Origin of the sequence: Enterobacter sp. BNK-16, from assembly GCF_048684955.1 — a bacterium.
GTDB classification, from domain to species: Bacteria; Pseudomonadota; Gammaproteobacteria; order Enterobacterales; family Enterobacteriaceae; genus Enterobacter; species Enterobacter bugandensis.
This window is the reverse complement of sequence record NZ_JBLQTQ010000001.1, coordinates 841991-863977: the sequence shown is the minus strand read 5'-3', so window position 1 is coordinate 863977 and position 21987 is coordinate 841991. Positions and strand designations below refer to the sequence as shown.

Genomic DNA, 21987 nt, shown 5'->3' with positions numbered 1-21987 from the left:
GGGCAGCCTTCCGGAGAGCCCGAAATCACCTCTAAAGACGACGACTATTCGGCAAGTCTGAAAATGCGGATGTGGATTTCAGCGCAATAATGACGCACTGACTATCCCCTCTCCCCTGTGGGAAGAGGGGGAAATCAGTTACTGCGGATACGGTACCCAGTCCCCGCCGTTCAGGCGAACGTACGGTTTGTTCTGATACTGAATCACTACCGCGTTGGCGTTCTCGGAGACTTCAGCCGTTTGCGGCAGGTTGCTGGTGAGCTGATCCCAGTTAACGCTATCTTCCACAAACAGCTTCCCGTCAACGGCGCGGGCAACCAGTTCTGAAATCGCCAGATAGCTGCTTGGCTGGGTAATCTCAATTGGTGTGCCCTGGTGCGGTGCCTTCATACCAAAGAATTTAATGCCTGCAGGCACGTTGGTAATGGACGGGCTTGGGATATCGCGCAGGCCGGATACCTGCATTCTGTCGCCTTTCAGCGCGCCACCGTGCTCAGGTACCACGACCACCATCACTTTACGGCCAGATTTTTCCAGCTCCGTGAAGAACGCGTCCAGCTCGTCGAAGAATTTCTGCGCCCGCACTTTGTAATCCGCCGTTTTACTCACCCCCGGGAAGTGGTTACCGTCGTGAAGCGGCAGGGTGTTATAGAACGTTGCACTGCGCGGATTACTGTCTTTTTCGATGGTCTGCAGCCAGCGCTGCAGCACGGCGGTATCGTCATAAACCGGCGAGCCATCGAAGCCCAGCAGCGTAACGGGAAGACCGGTTTGATCCATCAGTGGCGCCTGCATGCCACCCTGTTCACGTACCTCTTTCAGGAAGTTACCGAACTGACCGTTATGCCCCAGCATCAGGTGCTGCGTAAAGCCCAGCTTCGCGAGATTATCGAACAAATAACACTGGTTGCCAGCGGGCTGATACAGGTTTTTATGCGATGCCTGACCGCAGCTTGCTCGCAGCAGGCGGATTGCCGCCGGGCCGCTGTATGAGGTGGCAGAGTTAAAATCTTTAAACTGGATGTCAAAGTGGGACCACAGCGGGTGAGACATCAAACCGGCGGCATCCACGTCGGCCCAGGAGAGGGAACAGATGTTAATCACCAGCAGCTCAAACGGCTGTGCATCGGCTGGCAGCGCATCCGGGAATTTCGTCTGTCGCTTATCTTCAGCGGTATAGAAGCTGGAGAGCCAGGCATTAAGATTGGTGGAGGTCGGCGGTGCAGTCTGCGTTGGAATATCGCCCACCACCGGCGTATCGCCTGCCGTTGTAACGGTAGCCGCTGCGCTTCCTCCCGTCGTGGTCACCGTTGTCGTCGGCTGGCCGGCAGGCCACAGCGAAAAGCTTGGCCCCGCCAGCGTCAGCACGTTAAGCCAGATCATAATGGCGACGACAAACACCGTGACGCGGATCCACTGAGACAGGAACAGCCAGGCAACCAGCAGGACAAAGACGGCGCCAATCATCTGCCAGTTAATGAAACGCTCAACCAGGTCAAGCATATAGTCTGCGCTGAAGCCCGCGACCTGCGATCCCTGGCTCATTATGCTTTCCGGACCAGGCAGCCAGGTATCGTGCCAGAACAGCGCAAAGCCGATGGGGATGGCCACCCAATGGCGTAAACGATGCAGCCTGATGTTCGGCAGAGGCATCAGCAGGAAGGCCATAAACACCAGGTTAAGCAGGGGATGGAAATTCAGATAACCTGCCCAAAGCAGGCCAAACTTCACCAGAAAGTAGAAGTTCCAGCCGGAAAGGCCGCGCCAGTATTGCCAGAGCGGCGAGGGTGACGAAGCGGTATAGGAAGAATTAGTCATGTTTACGGTCTGCCTTGACGTGTGATGCCCGTGTCAGTGTTCCGGCTGGTTTTACATAGCGAGGTTTTACAAACATCACTCTGGCCGTATCACGGATACGGCGTATGGAATGGCGTGCATAGTAGCCAAGCGGGAAAAAGATCAGCGCGCAGAATACGACCAGTTGGATGATATCGCTGATATTCATGATGGTGCGTTCTCCCCGTTCTCAGTTAATAAGCGAAGGGGTTCCGGAACCCGACGCCAGACATGTCCGTCATGTCTGGCATTGAGGAGCGGTTTTACATCGCTCGTGATTGCGAGCGGTTTAACCCATTGTTCAGGCTGGAGAGCGCGCATTTGCACCAGCTCTGCGCTGATAGCATTATCTTCGAACCAAATCATACGGTTCGAGAAAATATCCCCGGTAGGCAGGGGGAAGATGTGGTTAAGCGCGGTATCAAGATCGTTGACCCGGCAAAACGACAAAAACAGCACCAGGCGATTGTCGCCAATGGTCATGATGTCCCCTGTACGGTTCGGGCGACACAGGGTGAGTGCCTGCTCAACGCGAATGCCCGGGACCGGCCGCAGAGCAACCATAACCCCTTTCCCGTCCGCCGGAAGTAACGTGTTGCTCATCATGTTGCCGACGGCATCGCAGAACGTATCCCATTTCTGGTAGCCACGCAGCTTCATCGGCTGGGTCATGGAGAGCAGCGTGGAGATATCTTCCGGGACATGGCGGCTGAACTGCTGACCCTGAACGCTTTCAATAAGCGTCAGGCAGCGTGACAGTGGCGCATTCCAGGGGATAACCATATTTGCCCCGCAGCCCAGAAGCAGACGCTCATCGGTAGCGCGCAGGCTGGTATTATTTTCGCGCACCACAATTTTTAACGCGCTGCCGCGCTGGCGGCGCAGGGTGTGAATTTGTCTCGCCAGCGTTTCAATCTGATTATTCTGCATCAACGAGAAAACGAGGGTGGCTGCCTGGGTGGTGCGGGCTTCATGAAAAAGCGCTTCGTTAGACTCAAACAGTGACCAGTTTTCCGAAAGCGCGGGCGCGCCCTCTAAAACCGCAATATGGCTCAGGATGCGCTTTTCATCGCTGCGCGGCTGCACCACGGTTTCTTCCTGCTGTGCCAGGTGCCATTTCCCCTCAATATGTTTAAGAGTCAGCTGTTGCCTGGCGCTCACGCCCTTTTCATTGCACCAGAAGGCAATATCGTAGAGATAGCTGCCTGCCTGGTCACGAAGACTTGCCAGCCCGAACAGGGAGCGATATTCGCCCATCAAAAGTGAGAACAGCTTGTCGTTATTACTGCCGGGGTTGACGACCAATAGCGTGCAATTTTGAAACTTTGCCCATTTATTGATTTTTTCCAGCCACGACAGCAGTTTTTCAGCAGGAATATTTTGCAGTATGTTATTTGCACATTTAAGAATCACTAAATAGTGATCCGGGTCAATAGAGCACTGAACGTCGCGGGACAAAAAGTATAGACTATCCGCTTCCGCTGACATAGAAAACAAACGTACTTTCTGGGGGCCGCTGTCGCTTTCGAGCGTAATTATTTTCTTCGGCTCTTCGCCCATGCTAATGACGGCCACGCGGGAATCCTTATCCTGAGCGGCAATTGTCTGGTTTACCAGGCTGATAGCGTCTTCATTACGATCCGTATTAATCCACCAGACTCCACCGACTGGCATGTGGCTCAATTCGTCCCATAATGACTGGATGCCAATAGAAAATATGGAGTCCACGATGTCCCTCTTTTCGTCTAATTTGCCTGTATCTCAGTTTACTAGCGAAAGCGTAGAAATAAACCTAACATTGAAATTAAAGAACATCAGATTTAGCATGTAAATGAAATTTGTCAGGGCAGGATGCCCCGCAACTTCCGAGCGTGCGATTTTCCTCAAAGGGATGGAATAAGAATGGACAATAACGAACCTGCAACCCCAGTCGACTCGACTCTGGGTTACACATTCCAAAACGATTTTCTGGCGCTGGCGCAGGCCTTTTCTCTACCTGAAATAGATTACACCGATATTTCCCAGCGGGAACAGTTGGCTGCTGCTATTAAACGCTGGCCGTTATTAGCTGAATTCGCCCATCAACATTAAGGGAGCCATTGATGGCCATACTCGGATTACAGGGCGTCCGTGGCGGTGTGGGTACCACATCTGTTACCGCGGCGCTGGCGTGGTCATTACAGCTTTTAGGTGAATCGGTGCTGGTGATTGACGCCTGCGCCGATAATTTGCTGCGTATGTCGTTCAACGTCGATTTCACTCGCGAAGAGGGCTGGGCCCGCGCGCTGCTTGATGACAAAGACTGGCGGGATGCGGGGCTACGCTATACCTCCCAGCTGGATTTACTGCCTTTTGGCCAACTGACCACCACAGAACGCGAGAATGAAGCCGCCTATCAGCGTCTGTTTTCGCAGTTCACGCTTGCGCTGCAGAGCCTGAAAGAAAAGGGGCACTACCAGTGGATCCTGCTGGATCTGCCGCACGGCGCCGGGACGCTGACCCGGCAGCTCATCGCCCAGTGCGATCATGTACTTTCCGTGGTGAACGTCGATGCGAACTGCCATATTCGCCTGCATCAGCAGGGGCTGCCTCAGAACGCACATCTCCTGATTAACGATTTACGTATCGGTAGCCAAATCCAGGACGACCTCTATCAGGTGTGGCTGCAAAGCCAGCGCCGCCTGCTTCCCATTGTGATTCATCGGGATGAGGGGATGGCGGAATGCCTCGCCTCCAAGCAGCCGCTGGGCGAATACCGCAGCGACTCGCTGGCAGCAGAAGAGATCCTGACGTTGGCGAACTGGTGTCTGCTGAACTTCGCCAGCAAGGCGGAGCCTGCTGGGAGTTCGGTATGAGTCGACTCGCCAGCTGGCTTCTCATCCCGCCGGTCAGTTCGCGTTTGAGCGACCATTACCGGCACTTTCGCCGGCATGGTGCTCCGGCATTCAGCGCCGCGCTCGGCTGTTTCTGGCTGATTCTGGCCTGGACGTTCATTCCACTCGAGCACCCGCGCTGGCAGCGCATCCGTGCGCGTCACGGCGAATTATACCCACACATTAACCCCGACCGACCACGGCCTTTGGACCCGGCGCGCTATCTTATTCAGGCCGTCTGGCTGGCAATATCGTCATCCCGAACGGAGAAAATAACGCCGCACTGGCGCAGCTATTCCCGCGTACAGCAGTTACGTGAACGCTATCACCAGTGGCTGGATAAACTGCCCGCTAGCGTCAGCGATAAGACCAGCCATCTGGATAACCATAAAGAGCTTGGGCATCTCCACCCAGGCTTGCGGCGTTTTATTCTCGGCGTGATTGTCGTGTTCTCGCTCATTCTGGCGCTGGTCTGTATTACGCAACCTTTCAACCCGCTGGCGCAGTTCATCTTCCTGATCCTGCTGTGGGGCGTGGCGTTGCTGGTTCGTCGTATTCCGGGCCGCTTCTCGGCGCTGATGCTGATTGTGCTGTCGCTGACGGTTTCCTGCCGCTACATCTGGTGGCGTTACACCTCAACGCTGAACTGGGACGACCCGGTCAGCCTGGTGTGCGGTCTGGTGCTGCTGTTTGCTGAGACCTACGCGTGGATTGTGCTGGTGCTAGGCTATTTCCAGGTGATCTGGCCGCTCAACCGCCAGCCGGTTCCGCTGCCTAAAGACACCACGCAGTGGCCGACCGTCGATCTCTTCGTCCCGACCTACAACGAAGACCTGAGCGTGGTGAAAAACACTATCTATGCCGCGCTGGGCATCGACTGGCCGAAAGATAAGCTCAAAGTCTGGATCCTGGATGACGGCAACCGTCCGGCGTTTCGCCAGTTTGCGGAAGAGGTCGGCGTTGAGTACATCGCCCGCCCGACTCACGAGCACGCGAAGGCCGGGAATATCAACAACGCCCTGAAGTATGCCTCCGGGGAGTTCGTCTCGATTTTTGACTGTGACCACGTGCCGACGCGCTCGTTCCTGCAGATGACCATGGGCTGGTTCCTGAAAGAGAAAGAGCTGGCGATGATGCAGACGCCGCACCACTTCTTCTCGCCGGACCCGTTTGAACGTAACCTTGGCCGCTTCCGCAAAACCCCGAACGAAGGCACGCTGTTCTATGGGCTGGTGCAGGACGGGAACGACATGTGGGATGCCACCTTCTTCTGCGGCTCGTGTGCGGTTATCCGCCGTAAGCCGCTGGATGAAATTGGCGGAATTGCCGTTGAAACGGTAACGGAAGATGCGCATACCTCGCTGCGCCTGCACCGACGGGGCTATACCTCTGCCTACATGCGTATTCCTCAGGCCGCCGGTCTGGCGACGGAATCACTCTCCGCACACATTGGTCAGCGTATTCGCTGGGCGCGCGGCATGGTGCAGATTTTCCGCCTCGATAACCCGCTGATAGGCAAAGGGCTCAAGCTGGCGCAACGTCTCTGCTACGTCAACGCCATGTTCCACTTCTTGTCCGGCATCCCGCGGCTGATCTTCCTGACCGCGCCGCTGGCGTTCCTGCTCCTTCACGCCTATATCATTTACGCCCCCGCGCTGATGATTGCGCTGTTCGTTCTGCCGCACATGATCCACGCGAGCCTGACGAACTCGAAGATTCAGGGCAAATACCGGCACTCCTTCTGGAGTGAAATCTACGAAACGGTGCTGGCGTGGTACATCGCGCCGCCGACGATGGTCGCGCTGATTAACCCGCACAAAGGGAAATTCAACGTCACCGCGAAGGGCGGTCTGGTGGAAGAGGAGTACGTCGACTGGGTGATCTCCCGCCCGTATATCTTCCTCGTGCTGCTGAATATTGTCGGCGTGATAGCCGGTATCTGGCGCTACTTCTACGGCCCGGAAAACGAAATCCTGACCGTCTTCGTCAGTATGGCCTGGGTGTTCTACAACCTGATTATCCTCGGCGGCGCGGTGGCGGTATCGGTAGAGAGTAAACAGGTTCGTCGCGCGCATCGCGTTGAAATCTGCATGCCTGCGGCAATCGCCCGTGAAGATGGTCACCTCTTCTCCTGTACGGTGCACGACTTCTCTGACGGTGGCCTGGGGATCAAAATCAACGGCCAGGCGAAAGTGCTGGAAGGGCAGAAGGTTAACCTGCTGCTTAAGCGCGGTCAGCAGGAGTATGTCTTCCCGACGCAGGTTGTGCGTGTGGCAGGCAGTGAAGTGGGTCTGCAGCTGATGCCGTTGACCAAAAAGCAACACATTGATTTTGTGCAGTGTACGTTTGCCCGTGCGGATACATGGGCTCTCTGGCAGGACAGCTTCCCGGAAGATAAACCACTGGAAAGCCTGCTGGATATTCTGAAGCTGGGGTTCCGTGGCTATCGTCACCTTGCAGAATTTGCCCCGTCGTCGGTGAAATTAATTTTCCGGTCACTTACTTCGCTGGTTTCCTGGGTCGTGTCGTTCATTCCTCGTCGTCCCGAGCGGGATGAGACGAAGCAGGCGGACCCGGTTATGGCTCAACAATGATGATAACGCGATGAAAACAAAACTTTCCTGGTTATGTGCAGTGGCAATGGGAGTGAGTGCACTTCCCGCAACAATGGCTAACGCAGCACCCGGTAACGCAGCGGCGACGCCTGCGCCGACGGTACCTGTCGTCGCGCAGGCAACCGATCCGGTTGTTACGGCGGCACCCGGTCAAACAGAAAACATCATTCCGAACCAGCCAACGGAGGGGAACACCCTGCCGGCCGTGAATCCGGTCATCGGGCAGGTGATGCCGGGCGTGCGGGGGGCTAACGCGCCCGTTGTCGCAGATAATGTGCCGTCGCGGGACGTGAAGCTGACCTTCGCGCAAATTGCGCCGCCGCCGGGCAGCATGGTGCTGCGCGGCGTCAACCCTAACGGCAGCATTGAATTTGGTATGCGCAGCGATGAGGTTGTTTCAAATGCGGTACTGAACCTTGAATACACCCCGTCGCCATCCCTGCTGCCGACGCAGTCTCAGCTGAAGGTCTACCTGAACGATGAACTGATGGACGTTCTGCCGGTGACCAAAGAGCAGCTGGGTAAGAAAACACAGGCGCAGGTGCCGATTAACCCGCTGTTCATCACCGACTTTAACCGTATCCGTCTGGAGTTTGTTGGTCACTACCGCGATGTCTGCGAAAACCCCGCCAGCAACACGCTGTGGCTGGACGTCGGGCGTAACTCCTCGCTGCAGATGACCTACCAGCCGCTGGCGCTGAAAAACGATCTGTCGGCGTTCCCGGTTCCGTTCTTCGACCCGCGTGATAACCGTCCGCTCACGCTGCCGATGGTGTTTGCATCGTCCCCTGACGTGACCGAGCAGCTGGCGGCGACCATTGTGGCCTCCTGGTTTGGCTCCCGCTCCGGCTGGCGCGGTCAGAACTTCCCGGTGATGTATGACAAAATGCCGGACAGGAACGCGATTGTCTTTGCAACCAACGCGAAGCGTCCGGGCTTCCTGCGCGACCACCCGGAAGTCAAAGCGCCAACCATTGAGATGGTAAGCCACCCGGATAACCCGTACGTGAAGCTGCTGGTGGTCTTTGGTCGTGATGATAAAGATCTGGTCCAGGCCGCGAAGGCGATTGCTCAGGGCAACGTCCTTTTCCGCGGCAACAGCGTGGTGGTGGACGAAGTTAAGCCGCTGCTGGCGCGTAAACCTTATGACGCGCCAAACTGGGTGCGTACCGACCGCGCCGTGACGTTTGGTGAACTAAAAACCTATGAAGAGCAGCTGCAGGCGTCCGGGCTGGAGCCATCGCCGATTAGCCTGTCGCTGAACCTGCCGCCGGATCTGTACCTGCTGCGCACCAACGGCATTGATATCAATCTCAACTACCGCTATACCGCGCCGGCGACGAAAGACAGCTCGCGCATGGATATCAGCCTGAACAACCAGTTCCTGCAATCGTTCAGCCTGCAAAGTACCCAGGACACTAACCGTCTGATGCTCCGCCTGCCGGTGCTGCAGGGGCTGCTGGACGGAAAAACGGACGTCTCTATTCCGGCGCTGAAGCTTGGCGCGATCAACCAGCTGCGTTTTGATTTCCAGTACATGAACCCGATGCCTGGCGGTTCGGTGGATAACTGCATCACCTTCCAGCCGGTACAAAACCACGTTGTGATCGGCGATGAGTCCACCATCGACTTCTCGAAGTACTACCATTTCCTGGCGATGCCGGATCTGCGTGCCTTTGCTAACGCGGGCTTCCCGTTCAGCCGCATGGCCGATCTCTCTGAATCCATTGTGGTGATGCCAAAAGCGCCAAACGAAGGCCAGGTGACGACCCTGCTCGACACCATGGCAACCGTAGGCGCGCAAACCGGATTACCGGCAGTTAACGTCACGTTGACGGACGATGGCAGTCAGATCCAGAACAAAGATGCGGATATCATGGTGATCGGCACCATCCCGGACAAGCTGAAGGATGAAAAACGTATCGACCTGCTGGTGAAAGCCACCGAGTCGTGGGTTAACACGCCGCTTCGCCAGACCGAGTTCCCAAGCATTATGCCGGACGTGAACGACCGTAAGGCCAGCGCGCAGACGGCCGTAACCTCTCAGGGGGCGATGGCTGCGGTGGTGGGCTTCCAGTCTCCTTACAACGATCAGCGCAGCGTGATAGCCCTGCTGGCGGACAGCCCGCGCGGCTATGAGCTGCTGAATACCGCGATGAACGACAGCGGCAAACGTGCCGCGATGTTTGGTTCTGTGTCGGTGATCCGCGAGTCCGGTGTCAACAGCCTGCGCGTGGGTGATGTGTATTACGTCGGCCATCTGCCGTGGTTCGAGCGCCTGTGGTATGCGCTGTCGAACCATCCGGTTCTGCTCGCCATCCTGGCTGCGGTCAGCGTGGTCTTGCTGGCATGGGTGCTGTGGCGTCTGCTGCGCATCATCAGCCGTCGTCGCCTTAACCCGGATGAGTAAGACGTGATGAAAGCCTTTCGCTGGTGTGTAGTCGCAGCGTTGATGCTGGCGGCGATCCCTCTTCGCGCCGCCTGTACCTGGCCTGCCTGGGAGCAGTTTAAAAAGGATTACATCAGCGAGGGCGGGCGCGTCATCGATCCGAGCGACACGCGCAAAATTACAACGTCGGAAGGGCAAAGCTATGCGTTGTTCTTTGCCCTGGCCGCTAACGATCGCAAGGCGTTTGACCAGCTGCTGACGTGGACGCGCGATAACCTCGCCAGCGGCAATCTCAACGATCGTCTGCCTGCCTGGCTCTGGGGGCAGAAAGGCAAAGAAAACTGGGGAGTGATTGATACCAACTCCGCCTCAGATGCCGATGTCTGGATTGCCTGGTCGCTGCTCGAAGCGGGCCGGTTATGGAAAGACCCGGACTATACCCAAACGGGCAAGGCACTGCTAAAACGCATTGCCAGCGAGGAAGTGGTGAAAGTGCCGGGGCTCGGCTCAATGCTGCTTCCCGGTAAAGTCGGTTTTGCCGAAGAAAACACCTGGCGCTTTAACCCCAGCTACCTTCCTCCACAGTTAGCGAGCTATTTCACCCGCTACGGTGCCCCGTGGACCACGCTGCGTGAAACCAATCTGCGGCTGCTGCTGGAAAGCGCGCCGAAGGGATTCTCGCCGAACTGGGTGCAGTATCAGAAAAACAAAGGCTGGCAGCTACAGCAGGATAAAACGCTGGAAGGGGGCTATGACGCCATCCGTGTCTATCTTTGGGTGGGCATGATGAGCGATAAAGATCCTCAAAAAGCCCGGCTGCTGACGCGCTTCCAGCCGATGGCGGCAAAGACAATCAAACAGGGCGTGCCGCCGGAGAAAGTGGATGTGGCGACGGGTAAACACACCGGCAATGGCCCGGTCGGGTTCTCTGCCGCGATGCTGCCGTTTTTACAGGAGCGCGATGCCCAGGCGGTTCAGCGCCAGCGCGTGGCAGATCATTTTCCCGATAACAATGCCTACTACAGCTATGTATTGACTCTTTTTGGTCAGGGATGGGATCAGCATCGTTTTCGCTTCACCGCTAAGGGTGAATTAATACCGGATTGGGGCCAGGAATGCGCAAGTTCACAGTAAATCTACTCACTCTATCGCTTGGGCTGGCACTGATGCCGCTGGCGCAGGCCGTTAACTCTCCGCAGCAGAAACAGCTGCTGGAGCAGGTTCGGCTGGGCGAATCGACCCATCGCGAGGATTTGGTTCGTCAGTCGCTCTACCGTCTTGAGCTGATCGATCCGAACAACCCTGACGTCATTGCCGCCCGCTTTCGCTACCTGCTGCGCCAGGGCGATAACGCCGGAGCGCAAAAAGAGCTGGACCGCCTGAAGGGGATCGCCCCTGACTCCGGCGCGTACCAGTCCTCACGCAATACCATGCTGCTTTCCACCCCGGATGGCCGCCAGCAGCTTCAGCAAGCGCGCTTGCTCGCTACGACAGGGCACACGCAGGAGGCGATTGCCGCCTATGACAAGCTCTTTGACGGCAACCCGCCGGGCGGCGACGTGGCGACGGAATACTGGAATGTGGTGGCGAAAGATCCTGCCCGTCGCGCTTCGGCCATCAACCAGCTGAAAAAAATAAACAGCAGCAGCCCCGGGAATACCCAGCTCCAGACGACGCTGGCCCAGCTTCTGTTCCAGAGCGGACGCCGTGATGAAGGCTTTGCGGTGCTGCAGGAGATGGCTAAATCCACCGGCGGCCGCGGCCAGGCCTCTGACATGTGGTATGAGCAGATCAAGGACCAGCCTGCCAGCAGCGCCAGCGTCACCGCGCTGCAAAAATACCTGACCGTCTTCAGCGACGGCGATAGCGTCGCGGCGGCGCGCGCCCAGCTTGAGGCGCAGCAAAAGCAGCTCGCTGACCCGGCGTTCCGCGCGAAAGCGGAAGGGCTGGCCGCAGTGGATGCCGGGCAGGGGAGTAAGGCGGTGGCGGAGTTGCAAAAAGCCGTCAGCGCCAACCATGCCGACAGTGAAGCGGTGGGTGCCCTTGGGCAGGCCTATTCCCAGAAAGGCGACCGCGCCCGCGCGGTGGCACAGTTTGAAAAGGCGATTGCCCTCGATCCGCAGAGCGATAACCGCGGGAAATGGGACAGCTTGCTGAAGGTTAACCGCTACTGGCTGCTGATCCAGCAGGGGGATGCGGCGCTGAAGGCGAATAACCCGGCGCAGGCGGAGCGTTACTATCAGCAGGCGCGCAACGTCGACAATACCGACAGCTATGCGGTGCTGGGGCTGGGAGATGCTGCCGCCGCGCGTAAAGATAACGACGCGGCGGAGCGTTATTACCGCCAGGCGTTACGTATGGACAGCAGCAACAGCAATGCGGTTCGAGGCCTTGCCAATGTTTACCGCGCGCAGTCCCCGGAGAAAGCCTCGCAGTTTATCCAGTCTCTCTCCGCCAGCCAGCGCCGGAGTATTGATGATATTGAGCGTAGCCTGACTAACGAGCAGCTTTCCGCCCAGGCAGAACAGCTGGAGAGTCAGGGGAAATACGCTCAGGCGGCAGAAATTCAGCGTCGCCGTCTGGCACTCTCGCCCGGTGACGTCTGGATAACGTATCGTCTCTCGCGCGATCTCTACAGCGCGGGCCAGCGCAGCCAGGCGGATACCCTGATGCGCCAGCTTGCCAGCCAGAAACCGTCTGACCCGGAGCAGGTGTATGCCAACGGGCTCTACCTGTCCGGAAACGATCAGGACCGGGCCGCGCTGGCGCATCTGAATACCCTGCCGCGCAGCCAGTGGAACGGCAATATTCAGGAGCTTGCCGACCGTCTGCAAAGCAATCAGGTGCTGGAAACCGCCAACCGCCTGCGCGACAGCGGCAAAGAGCAGGAGGCGGAAAATCTTCTGCGTCAGCAGCCTGTCTCCACGCGTATTGACCTGACGCTGGCGGACTGGGCCCAGCAGCGTGGCGATCTGAACGCGGCGAAAACGACGTACAGCGCCGTCCTGCAGCGTGAGCCGCAGAACGAAGACGCGATCCTCGGTCTGACCGAAATTTACAGCGCGGAAGGTAACAAAGATGCCGCCCGTGCGGAGCTCGCGAAACTGCCCGCCGCGCAAAACGGCCAGCCGCTGTCGCTCAATATGCAGCGCCGGATCGCGATGGCGCAGGCAGGTCTGGGCGATTCTGCTGCCGCAGAACAGACCTTCAGCAAAATCATTCCGCAGGCCAAATCGCAGCCCGCCTCCATGGAAAGCGCGCTGGTGCTGCGTGATGCTGCTCGCTTCCAGACGCAAAACGGCCAGCCGCAGCAGGCGCTGGAGACGTATAAAGATGCGATGGTGTCGTCCGGCATCACCACGACGCGTCCGGTGGACAATGACAGTTTCACCCGTCTGACGCGCAACGATGAAAAAGATGACTGGCTGAAGCGCGGCGTGCGCAGTGACGCCGGTGATTTGTACCGTCAGCAGGATGTTAACGTCACGCTGCAGCACGACTACTGGGGCTCCAGCGGCACGGGCGGCTATTCCGACCTGAAAGCGCATACCACCATGCTCCAGGTGGACGCCCCGCTCTCTGACGGGCGCATGTTCTTCAGAAGCGATCTGGTCAACATGGACGCCGGCACCTTTGATAACAATAACGGAACTTACGACCCTAAATGGGGGACCTGCTACGACACGCCGTGTAGCGGCAACACCAGCCAGAGCGACAGCGGTGCCAGCGTAGCCGTTGGCTGGCAGAATAAAACCTGGGCGATGGATATTGGTACCACGCCAATGGGCTTTGACGTCGTCGACGTGGTGGGCGGTATCAGCTACAGCAGCGATTTAGGCCCCATCGGCTATACCGTCAACGCCCATCGTCGGCCTATCTCCAGCTCTCTGCTGGCGTTCGCCGGGCAAAAAGATACCAATACCGGCACCACCTGGGGCGGCGTGCGCGCGACGGGCGGCGGGGTAAGCATCAGCTATGACAAAGGCGAGGCGAACGGCGTCTGGTCAAGCCTGAACGCGGAAACGCTGACCGGTAAAAATGTGGAAGATAACTGGCGCGTCCGCTGGATGACGGGTTATTACTACAAGCTCATTAATAAAAACAACGAGCGCCTGACGGTCGGCGTCTCCAATATGCTCTGGCACTACGATAAGGATCTGAGCGGCTATTCCCTCGGTCAGGGCGGCTACTACAGCCCGCAGGAGTATGTCTCCTTCGCGCTGCCGGTGACCTGGCGTAAGCGTACGGAAAACTGGTCCTGGGAGCTGGGTGGCTCGGTGTCCTGGTCCCACTCCAAAACCAAAGACGAGCTACGTTACCCGATCCAGAGCCTGATCCCGACTGATGAGCCAGGCCGCTATACCGACCGTGGCGCGATGGAAACCGGCAGCTCCTCCTCCGGGACGGGTTATACCGCGCGGGCAATTATCGAACGCCGGGTCACCTCCAACTGGTTTGTGGGCATGGGCGTGGATATTCAGGAAGCGAAAGATTACACCCCAAGCCATGCGCTAATTTATGTGCGCTACTCTGCTGCAGGCTGGCAGGGCGATATGGACTTACCGCCGCAGCCGCTTATTCCTTATGCGGACTGGTAATCGGATTTTCCTTAATCCATTTGTAAGTCTCTCTTAATAGCGCGGCAATCGGGTATACTCAGGCGCGCCAGGTTTACACCCTGGCGCGCCCTGCGCTTCGAGTTTTGTGGAGAGTCATTTTGCGTGTCAGCCGTTCCTTAACGATCAAACAAATGGCGATGGTCTCTGCCGTCACTATGCTGTTTGTACTGCTCTTCTGCGTAATTTTGCTGTTTCATTCCGTACAGCAGAATCGCTATAACACGGCTTCGCAGTTAGAAAGTATCGCCCGCTCGGTGCGCGGCCCGCTCTCCGCCTCGATCCTGAAAGGGGACATTCCCGAAGCGGAAACCATCTTAAAACGCATTCAGCCCGCCGGCGTCGTTAGCCGCGCCGATGTCGTCTTACCCAACCAGTTCCAGGCGTTGCGGATGAGTTTTATCCCGGAGCGTCCCGTCCCGATGATGGTGATGCGCCTGTTTGAGCTGCCGGTGCAAATTTCTCTGCCTCTCTATTCGCTGGAACGTCCTGCCAATCCGCAGCCATTGGCCTACCTGGTTCTGCAGGCGGACTCGTACAGGATGTATAAATTCGTCATGAGTTGGGTGGTTACGTTAGTGACCACTTGCTTACTTATGACCCTGATCATCAGCGTAGCGCTGACGTGGTGTATAAACCGCCTCATTGTTCACCCGCTGCGCCGTATCGCCCGCGAGCTGAATGGGCTTTCGCCGCAGGATCAACTGGGGCACCAGCTTGAGCTGCCGCGTCTGCACCAAGACGATGAGATCGGTATGCTGGTGCGCAGCTACAACCTCAACCAGCAGCGCATCCAGCGTCATCAGGATGAGCTAAACAACAGCGCCACGCGCTTCCCGGTGTCGGAGCTACCTAATAAAGCGTTTCTGATGGCAATGCTGGAGCAGACCGTTGCGCGGCAGCAAACCACGGCGCTGATGGTGATTGCCTGTGAAACCCTGCAGGACACGGCGGGCGTGCTCAAGGAGAGCCAGCGTGAAATGCTGCTGCTGACGCTGGTGGAAAAGGTGAAGTCTGTCCTTGCCCCGCGCATGGTGCTGACCCAGGTCAGCGGTTACGACCTGGTGGTGATTGCCAACGGCGTGAAAGAGCCGTGGCACGCCATCACATTAGGTCAGCAAGTACTCACTGTCATAAATGAGCGGCTGCCCGTGCAGGGCATCCAGCTTCGTCCGAGCGCCAGTATCGGTATCGCCATGTACTACGGTGATTTAACGGCGGAGCAGCTGTACCGCCGCGCGTTCTCGGCGGCGTTTACCGCCCGGCGCAAAGGGAAAAATCAGATCCAGTTCTTCGACCCGGAGCAGATGGAAAAGGCGCAGCAGCGCCTGACGGAAGAGAGCGATATCCTGACCGCGCTGGATAACCGTCAGTTCGCCCTCTGGCTACAGCCGCAGGTGAATTTACAGACCGGGGAAGTGAAAAGCGCCGAGGCGCTGCTCCGCCTGCAGCAGCCGGATGGCTCCTGGGAGCTGCCGGAGGGGCTGATTGAGCGCATCGAATCCTGCGGCCTGATGGTCACCGTTGGCTATTGGGTACTGGAGGAGTCCTGCCGCCAGCTTGCCGCCTGGCAGGAGCGCGGCGTAACGCTGCCGCTGTCGGTCAACTTGTCTGCCCTGCAGCTTATGCATCCGACGATGGTCTCCGAGATGCTGGAGCTGATCCACCGCTACCGGATAAAGCCTGATACGCTGACGCTGGAAGTGACGGAGAGCCGGCGCATTGACGATCCTAACGACGCGGTGGCCATCCTGAAGCCGCTGCGCAATGCCGGCATTCGCATCGCGCTGGACGATTTTGGTATGGGGTACGCCGGGCTGCGCCAGCTTCAGCACATGAAAGCCCTGCCGGTGGACGTGCTCAAAATCGATAAATCGTTTGTCGACGGGCTGCCGGAGGACAGCAGCATGGTGCAGGCCATCGTCCAGATGGCGCGCAGCCTCAAGGTGCACCTTATTGCCGAGGGGATTGAAACCGAAGCGCAACGCGTCTGGCTGGCAGAGGCGGGCGTCGAGAGCGGCCAGGGCTACCTTTTTGCCCCCGCAGTGCCGCCGGATGTCTTCGAGCAGCGATACCTTTCTGGCGCTGACCATAACGCAAAAGTGTAATTTTGTTGCTGGCTTGTGCGAGCCAGTTCAAAGTTCTTAACATTTGTGTTTCAAATTTGAACCGGGTTTATTTCTGTCCTGTTATACGGGTGTTATTTTAGAGCCGCAGGTTAACCATAACCTTACAAAGCCTGTGGTTTTTCTTCCCAAGGACACCCTATGAAAACCTCACTCTTCAAAAGTCTTTATTTCCAGGTCCTGACAGCCATCGCCATCGGTATTCTGCTGGGTCACTATTACCCGGAGCTGGGCGCGCAAATGAAACCGCTTGGCGACGCGTTCGTTAAGCTCATTAAAATGGTCATCGCCCCGGTGATCTTCTGTACGGTGGTAACGGGCATCGCTGGCATGGAAAGCATGAAGGCGGTGGGCCGTACCGGTGCAGTGGCGCTTCTCTACTTTGAAGTGGTCAGTACCCTTGCGCTGATTATTGGTCTGGTCATCGTCAACGTGGTACAGCCTGGCGCGGGTATGAACGTTGATCCCTCTACGCTGGATGCCAAAGCGGTTGCGGTCTATGCCGAACAGGCGAAGGATCAGGGCGTGGTGGCCTTCCTGCTGGACGTCATCCCTGGCAGCGTCATCGGCGCCTTCGCCAGCGGAAACATTCTGCAGGTGTTGCTGTTTGCCGTGATGTTTGGCTTCGCCCTGCACCGTCTGGGCAGCAAAGGCCAGCTTATCTTCAACGTGATTGAAAGCTTCTCGCAGGTCATCTTCGGCATCATCAATATGATCATGCGCCTGGCGCCGATCGGTGCCTTCGGTGCGATGGCCTTCACCATCGGCAAGTATGGCGTTGGCACGCTGGTGCAGCTGGGTCAGCTGATCATCTGCTTCTACATCACCTGTATTCTTTTCGTGGTGGTGGTGCTGGGCTCCATCGCCCGTGCGACAGGCTTCAGCATTTTCAAATTCATCCGCTACATCCGTGAAGAGCTGCTGATTGTTCTGGGGACCTCCTCTTCAGAATCGGCGCTGCCGCGTATGCTCGACAAGATGGAAAAGCTCGGGTGCCGTAAATCGGTGGTCGGCCTGGTGATCCCGACGGGGTACTCCTTCAACCTTGACGGTACCTCGATATACCTGACGATGGCGGCCGTGTTTATCGCCCAGGCGACCAACAGCCATATGGATATTTTCCATCAAATCACCTTGCTGGTGGTGCTCTTGCTGTCGTCTAAAGGGGCGGCGGGCGTGACGGGCAGCGGCTTTATCGTGCTGGCGGCCACCATTTCTGCGGTGGGGCATCTGCCGGTGGCGGGTCTGGCACTCATTCTTGGTATTGACCGCTTTATGTCTGAGGCGCGTGCCCTTACCAACCTGGTGGGTAACGGCGTGGCCACGGTGGTGGTCGCGAAATGGGTGAAAGAGCTGGATCACAAGAAGCTCAACGATACGCTGAATAATCGCGCGTCTGATAGCAAAAATCCTGGTTTAACCTCCTAATCTTGTCACAATTGCCCGCATTCCCTTGTCGGGATGCGGGCTCCTGCGCATAATAACTGTTCATACCTGTCATAATTCGACAAGATTTTTTTTGGGTATATTTCACTTCGGACCGTGACGTTTTGCCGAACGCGCGGTCTAATCGACGTGTTTTCATCGTCATCTTTTAGAGTGCAGCGCGTCGCGAGACACTCTTTTTAACCAGGAATGTTGATCAGGGGTTCACATGCAGGGCACAAAAATTCGACTCTTAACCGGCGGTTTGCTGATGATGGCAGCAGCCAGTTATGTGCAGGCAGATGCGCTCCAGCCAGACCCGGCCTGGCAACAAGGCACGCTAGCGAACGGTTTTCAGTGGCAGGTGTTATCTACTCCACAGCGTCCCAGCGATCGTATTGAAATCCGTCTGTCCGTAAATACCGGCTCCCTTACGGAAAGCACTCAGCAAACCGGTTTTAGCCATTTTATTCCCCGTCTGGCGCTCACGCAGAGCGGCAGCTTGCAGGCAGTACAGGTGCGTTCGCTGTGGCAACAGGCCATCGATCCGAAACGCCCCCTTCCTCCGGCTGTGGTCTCCTATGACTACACCATGTTTAACCTGAGCCTGCCAAATAACCGTAACGACCTGCTTAAAGAAGCCCTTACCTATCTCTCCGATGCCTCTGGCAACCTGGCGATTACGCCGGATACCGTGAACTATGCGTTGAGCAACGGCGACATGGTGGCGACCTGGCCTGCGGATACCAAAGAGGGCTGGTGGCGTTACCGTCTGAAAGGCTCAACGTTGCTGGGGCACGATCCGGCAGAGCCGCTGAAGCAGCCGGTGGACGTCGAACAGGTAAAATCGTTCTACCAGAAATGGTACACCCCGGACGCGATGACGCTGATCGTCGTCGGCAATGTGGATAGCCGCGCGGTGGTTGAGCAGATCAACAAAGCGTTTGGCGATCTGAAGGGCAAACGCGAAACGCCAGCCCCTGTCCCGACGCTCTCTCCGCTGCGCGCCGAGCCTGTCAGCATTATGACGGACACCGTGCGCCAGGACAGGCTCTCCGTGATGTGGGATAACGCCTGGCAGCCTATTCGCGAGTCTGCGGCGCTGCTGCGCTACTGGCGTGCCGATCTGGCGCGTGAAGCGTTGTTCTGGCACGTTCAGCAGACGCTCAGCAAAAACAACGTGAAGAACATTGGCCTTGGCTTTGACTGCCGCGTGCTGTTCCAGCGTGCGCAATGTGCCATTAACGTTGAATCGCCGGGCGATAAACTGAATGCGAACCTGGGTGTGGTGGCGAAAGAGCTGGAAAAAGTACGTAAAGAGGGGCTCTCTGAAGAGGAGTTCAACGCGCTGCTGGCCCAGAAAAAACTGGAGCTGCAGAAGCTTTTTGCCACCTACGCTCGCGCCGATACCGACATTCTGATCAGCCAGCGGATTCGCTCCCTGCAGAATCAGGTTGTCGACATTGCGCCTGAGCAGTACCAGAAGCTGCGTCAGGACTTCCTGAACGGTCTGACTGTGAATATGCTGAATCAGGATTTACGTCAGCAGCTGTCGCAGGATATGGCGTTGATCCTTCTGCAGCCGAAAGGCGAGCCGGAATATGACATGAAGGAGCTTCAGAAGACCTGGGATTCCATTATGGCCACCGCGTCGCAGCCGGCGCAGGCTGCAACGGCTGATGATCTACACCAGGACGCGACGGATATTCCGCAGGGGCAGTAACCCCCTCACGCTGACCCTCTCCCGTTTGGGGTGTACAGTCCGGGGACATGGTAGACAGGTGTTCGGGGACATGGTGAACACTTTTTAACATCCTTTACCCATGGTGATCGACTTTTTCTTCAGGTCGATCACCCCCACTTTCGTGCTGTACCACCACACTTCATAGCAGCCGTCATCCTGCGTCTCCCTCAGCCCGACCCGTTCTCCCCTGAACGCCTTGCCTGCGCTCAGACTGACACCCTGTATGCTCAGCTTTCCGCTGACATCCACTTTCCTGACCTTCACCCCTTCATCGTATTCAGGTGGCGTTACGCTGCCGCTGTACTTCCGGGCAGACGGCTGATAACGCGAGGCCGGTACCGCCATATCCAGCGCCTCGTGCGGGCGTTCAAGGTTGTACACCGTGCGCCAGTGATCGAAAGCGCGCTGCAGCTCTCCGCTGTCCGCGAACCATTTTCCCTGCAGCACTTCCGCCTTCAGGCTGCGGTGAAAACGCTCCAGCTTGCCCTGCGTCTGCGGATGATAAGGCCGGGAGTGCCCCACCCGGATACCGTGGCGCATCAGCCACAGCTCCAGCGCCGTCCAGGTGCCGGTGGTGTCGCCCCACGGTGAGCCGTTGTCCATCGTCATCCTGTCCGGCAGGCCGTAGCGTTCAAACGCGCTGACCAGCTGCTGCTGCACGGTCTCGCGCCGTTCATCGGTACAGTGTGCCAGGCACAGGGAAAAACGGGAGTGGTCGTCCAGCAGGGTGAGCGGATGGCAGCGGCCACCGCCAAAGGGAAAGTGGCCCTTAAAATCCATCTGCCAGAGCCGGTTCGGCGCGTCATGTTCGAAGCGTCCCGTAGCCGGAACGCCCGGTGATGCGCCCGGCAGCAGACCGTGACGGGCCATCAGATTATGGACGGTGCTGAAGGCGGGCATACGGTGCCCCTGGTCTTCAAGCCAGCGCTTAATCTTGCGGGCGCCCCAGCGTTGATGACGGTCATGCGCCATGCGCAGCAGGGCCGTGATGTCGTCAGATGAGCGGTTCGGGGAATGATGAGGTGCGCGGGAGCGGTCCTGAAGACCGGAGGCACCTTCCTCAGCCCAGCGCTGAAGCCACTTGTAGCCGGTGGCAGGAGAAATGCCGAACTGACGGCAGAGGAAACGGATGTTCGCCCCGTCCTGCGAGGCGAACAGTACAAACTCGGTACGTAATGACATGGTATCTCTCGCATCCCAGGGCATAAGTGACTCCATAAACGGGTTCTTATGCCTCAGTTGTAAGTGTCTACCATGTCCCCGAACAAGTGTTCACTATGTCCCCGGACCGTACATGGGGAGAGGGTTAGGGGAAACTAAACAGGCATCGCCTCGCGCGGAATAATCGCCCCGCGATACTGAATCACGGTGCTGGCCGTCAGGTGCCCACGCTGTGCCGCCGCTTCCGGCGTTCCCCCCGTCAGGCGTACCGCCAGGTAGCCCGCGCTGAAGGAATCCCCCGCCGCAGTGGTATCAATCACTTTCTCTTTGGCCAGCTTCACCGCAGGGACCTCAACCACCGCTTCACCCGCAATCGCGACCAGGCACGACTCCGCGCCGCGCTTAATCACCACTTCGCTCACGCCGGCCGCCTGCGTGCGGGCAATTACGTCCTCAACCGGCTTTTCACCCCACAGGGCGTCTTCATCATCGAGCGTCAGGAAGGCGATGTCCGTGCACTGCAGCATCTGCTGATAAACCTGCTGCGTCTCTTCGCGGCTGGCCCACAGGCGCGGGCGGTAGTTGTTATCAAAAATCACCTTCCCGCCGTTGGCGCGGCATTCGCGCAGCAGCGAGAGCAGCTTTTCGCGGCTGGTCGGGCTTAAAATCGCCAGGCTAATGCCGCTCAGATAGAGATAGTCAAACGTCGCCAGCTCTTCGCAGATGGCCGCAGCGGCGTCGCTCTCCAGCCAGAATTTGGCCGCGGCTTCGTTACGCCAGTAATAAAACGTGCGTTCGCCGGTGCTGTCAGTTTCGATGTAGTACAGTCCAGGCAGGCGGTTTTCCATACGCTGGATCAGCGAGGTGTCAACATGCTCACTTTGCCAGGCTTCCAGCATCTGCTGGCTGAAGCTGTCCGTACCAAGGGCGGTGACGTAGTTCACGGTGAGTGCCTCAGGCGCAACCTGACGGGCAATGTAAACCGAGGTGTTTAACGTATCGCCACCAAATCCGCGGCTGACTTCCGCGCCTTTTTGTGACAGCTCAATCATGCATTCGCCAATCACGGCAATTTTTTTGGACATAGTCGTGAACCTGAACAGAAGAATTTTCAGCAGTGTGCGCCGAGTGAATTAGATGGTCAACTATATTAAAACGGTGTTCCATTATTTTATTTGAGCCAGCGCGTGTTCCGGCAAATT

The 21987-nt window shown here is 57.5% G+C and carries 14 protein-coding genes; 9 read left to right on the top strand and 5 right to left on the bottom strand.

The features are described 5' to 3' along the window. Positions 1–138 precede the first annotated feature (138 nt). The 3 genes from bcsG to bcsE are packed head-to-tail and all read right to left on the bottom strand — an operon-like array spanning position 139 to position 3564. Positions 139–1818, bottom strand: a complete 1680-nt coding sequence (gene bcsG, locus ACMGGH_RS04170; protein ID WP_126345967.1) for a cellulose biosynthesis protein BcsG — start codon at positions 1816–1818, stop codon at positions 139–141. After that, positions 1811–2005, bottom strand: a complete 195-nt coding sequence (bcsF, locus tag ACMGGH_RS04165) for a cellulose biosynthesis protein BcsF (RefSeq protein WP_072201618.1) — start codon at positions 2003–2005, stop codon at positions 1811–1813. Before bcsF ends, bcsG begins: the two co-directional genes overlap by 8 nt. Beyond that, positions 2002–3564, bottom strand: a complete 1563-nt coding sequence (bcsE, locus tag ACMGGH_RS04160; RefSeq protein ID WP_048960024.1) for a cellulose biosynthesis c-di-GMP-binding protein BcsE — start codon at positions 3562–3564, stop codon at positions 2002–2004. Before bcsE ends, bcsF begins: the two co-directional genes overlap by 4 nt. Positions 3565–3738: 174 nt before the next feature. On the opposite strand from bcsE, the gene bcsR reads away from it, so the two are divergent. From bcsR to ACMGGH_RS04115, 9 genes are all read left to right on the top strand, one after another. Continuing rightward, positions 3739–3927: a cellulose biosynthesis protein BcsR gene (bcsR, locus tag ACMGGH_RS04155; RefSeq protein WP_028014761.1), complete on the top strand. Its 189-nt coding sequence runs from the start codon at positions 3739–3741 to the stop codon at positions 3925–3927. Positions 3928–3938: 11 nt separating this feature from the next. After that, positions 3939–4691 carry a cellulose biosynthesis protein BcsQ gene (bcsQ, locus tag ACMGGH_RS04150; RefSeq protein ID WP_028014760.1) on the top strand — a complete coding sequence of 251 codons (753 nt, stop codon included), beginning with the start codon at positions 3939–3941 and terminating at the stop codon, positions 4689–4691. Beyond that, the gene (bcsA, locus tag ACMGGH_RS04145; RefSeq protein ID WP_028014759.1) at positions 4688–7303 is read left to right on the top strand and encodes a UDP-forming cellulose synthase catalytic subunit; all 2616 of its coding nucleotides are present in this window, start codon (positions 4688–4690) and stop codon (positions 7301–7303) included. The genes bcsQ and bcsA overlap by 4 nt, the downstream gene beginning before the upstream one ends. A gap of 10 nt (positions 7304–7313) precedes the next feature. Next, a complete protein-coding gene (gene bcsB / locus ACMGGH_RS04140; protein ID WP_126345965.1) occupies positions 7314–9734 on the top strand; it encodes a cellulose biosynthesis cyclic di-GMP-binding regulatory protein BcsB in 2421 nt (806 codons plus the stop codon). Between the two features lie 6 nt (positions 9735–9740). After that, positions 9741–10847, top strand: a complete 1107-nt coding sequence (gene bcsZ / locus ACMGGH_RS04135; RefSeq protein WP_232949181.1) for a cellulose synthase complex periplasmic endoglucanase BcsZ — start codon at positions 9741–9743, stop codon at positions 10845–10847. Next, positions 10829–14311, top strand: coding sequence for a cellulose synthase complex outer membrane protein BcsC (gene bcsC / locus ACMGGH_RS04130; RefSeq protein WP_232949180.1), 3483 nt, complete (start codon positions 10829–10831; stop codon positions 14309–14311). The genes bcsZ and bcsC overlap by 19 nt, the downstream gene beginning before the upstream one ends. A 119-nt stretch (positions 14312–14430) precedes the next feature. Next, positions 14431–16437, top strand: coding sequence for a biofilm formation regulator HmsP (gene hmsP, locus ACMGGH_RS04125; RefSeq protein WP_028014755.1), 2007 nt, complete (start codon positions 14431–14433; stop codon positions 16435–16437). 159 nt (positions 16438–16596) lie between these two features. After that, positions 16597–17883, top strand: a complete 1287-nt coding sequence (locus tag ACMGGH_RS04120) for a dicarboxylate/amino acid:cation symporter (protein WP_028014754.1) — start codon at positions 16597–16599, stop codon at positions 17881–17883. A 226-nt stretch (positions 17884–18109) separates the two neighbouring features. Beyond that, entirely contained in the window at positions 18110–19603 is a 1494-nt protein-coding gene (locus ACMGGH_RS04115) for a M16 family metallopeptidase (protein ID WP_045259406.1), read from the top strand. Positions 19604–19687: 84 nt separating this feature from the next. On the opposite strand, the gene ACMGGH_RS04110 is transcribed toward ACMGGH_RS04115, so the two are convergent. Continuing rightward, positions 19688–20830 carry an IS481 family transposase gene (locus tag ACMGGH_RS04110; RefSeq protein WP_420299056.1) on the bottom strand — a complete coding sequence of 381 codons (1143 nt, stop codon included), beginning with the start codon at positions 20828–20830 and terminating at the stop codon, positions 19688–19690. Between the two features lie 110 nt (positions 20831–20940). Beyond that, on the bottom strand, positions 20941–21870 hold the full coding sequence (locus ACMGGH_RS04105; protein WP_193050688.1) for a sugar kinase: 930 nt from the start codon (positions 21868–21870) through the stop codon (positions 20941–20943). Positions 21871–21987: the final 117 nt, after the last annotated feature.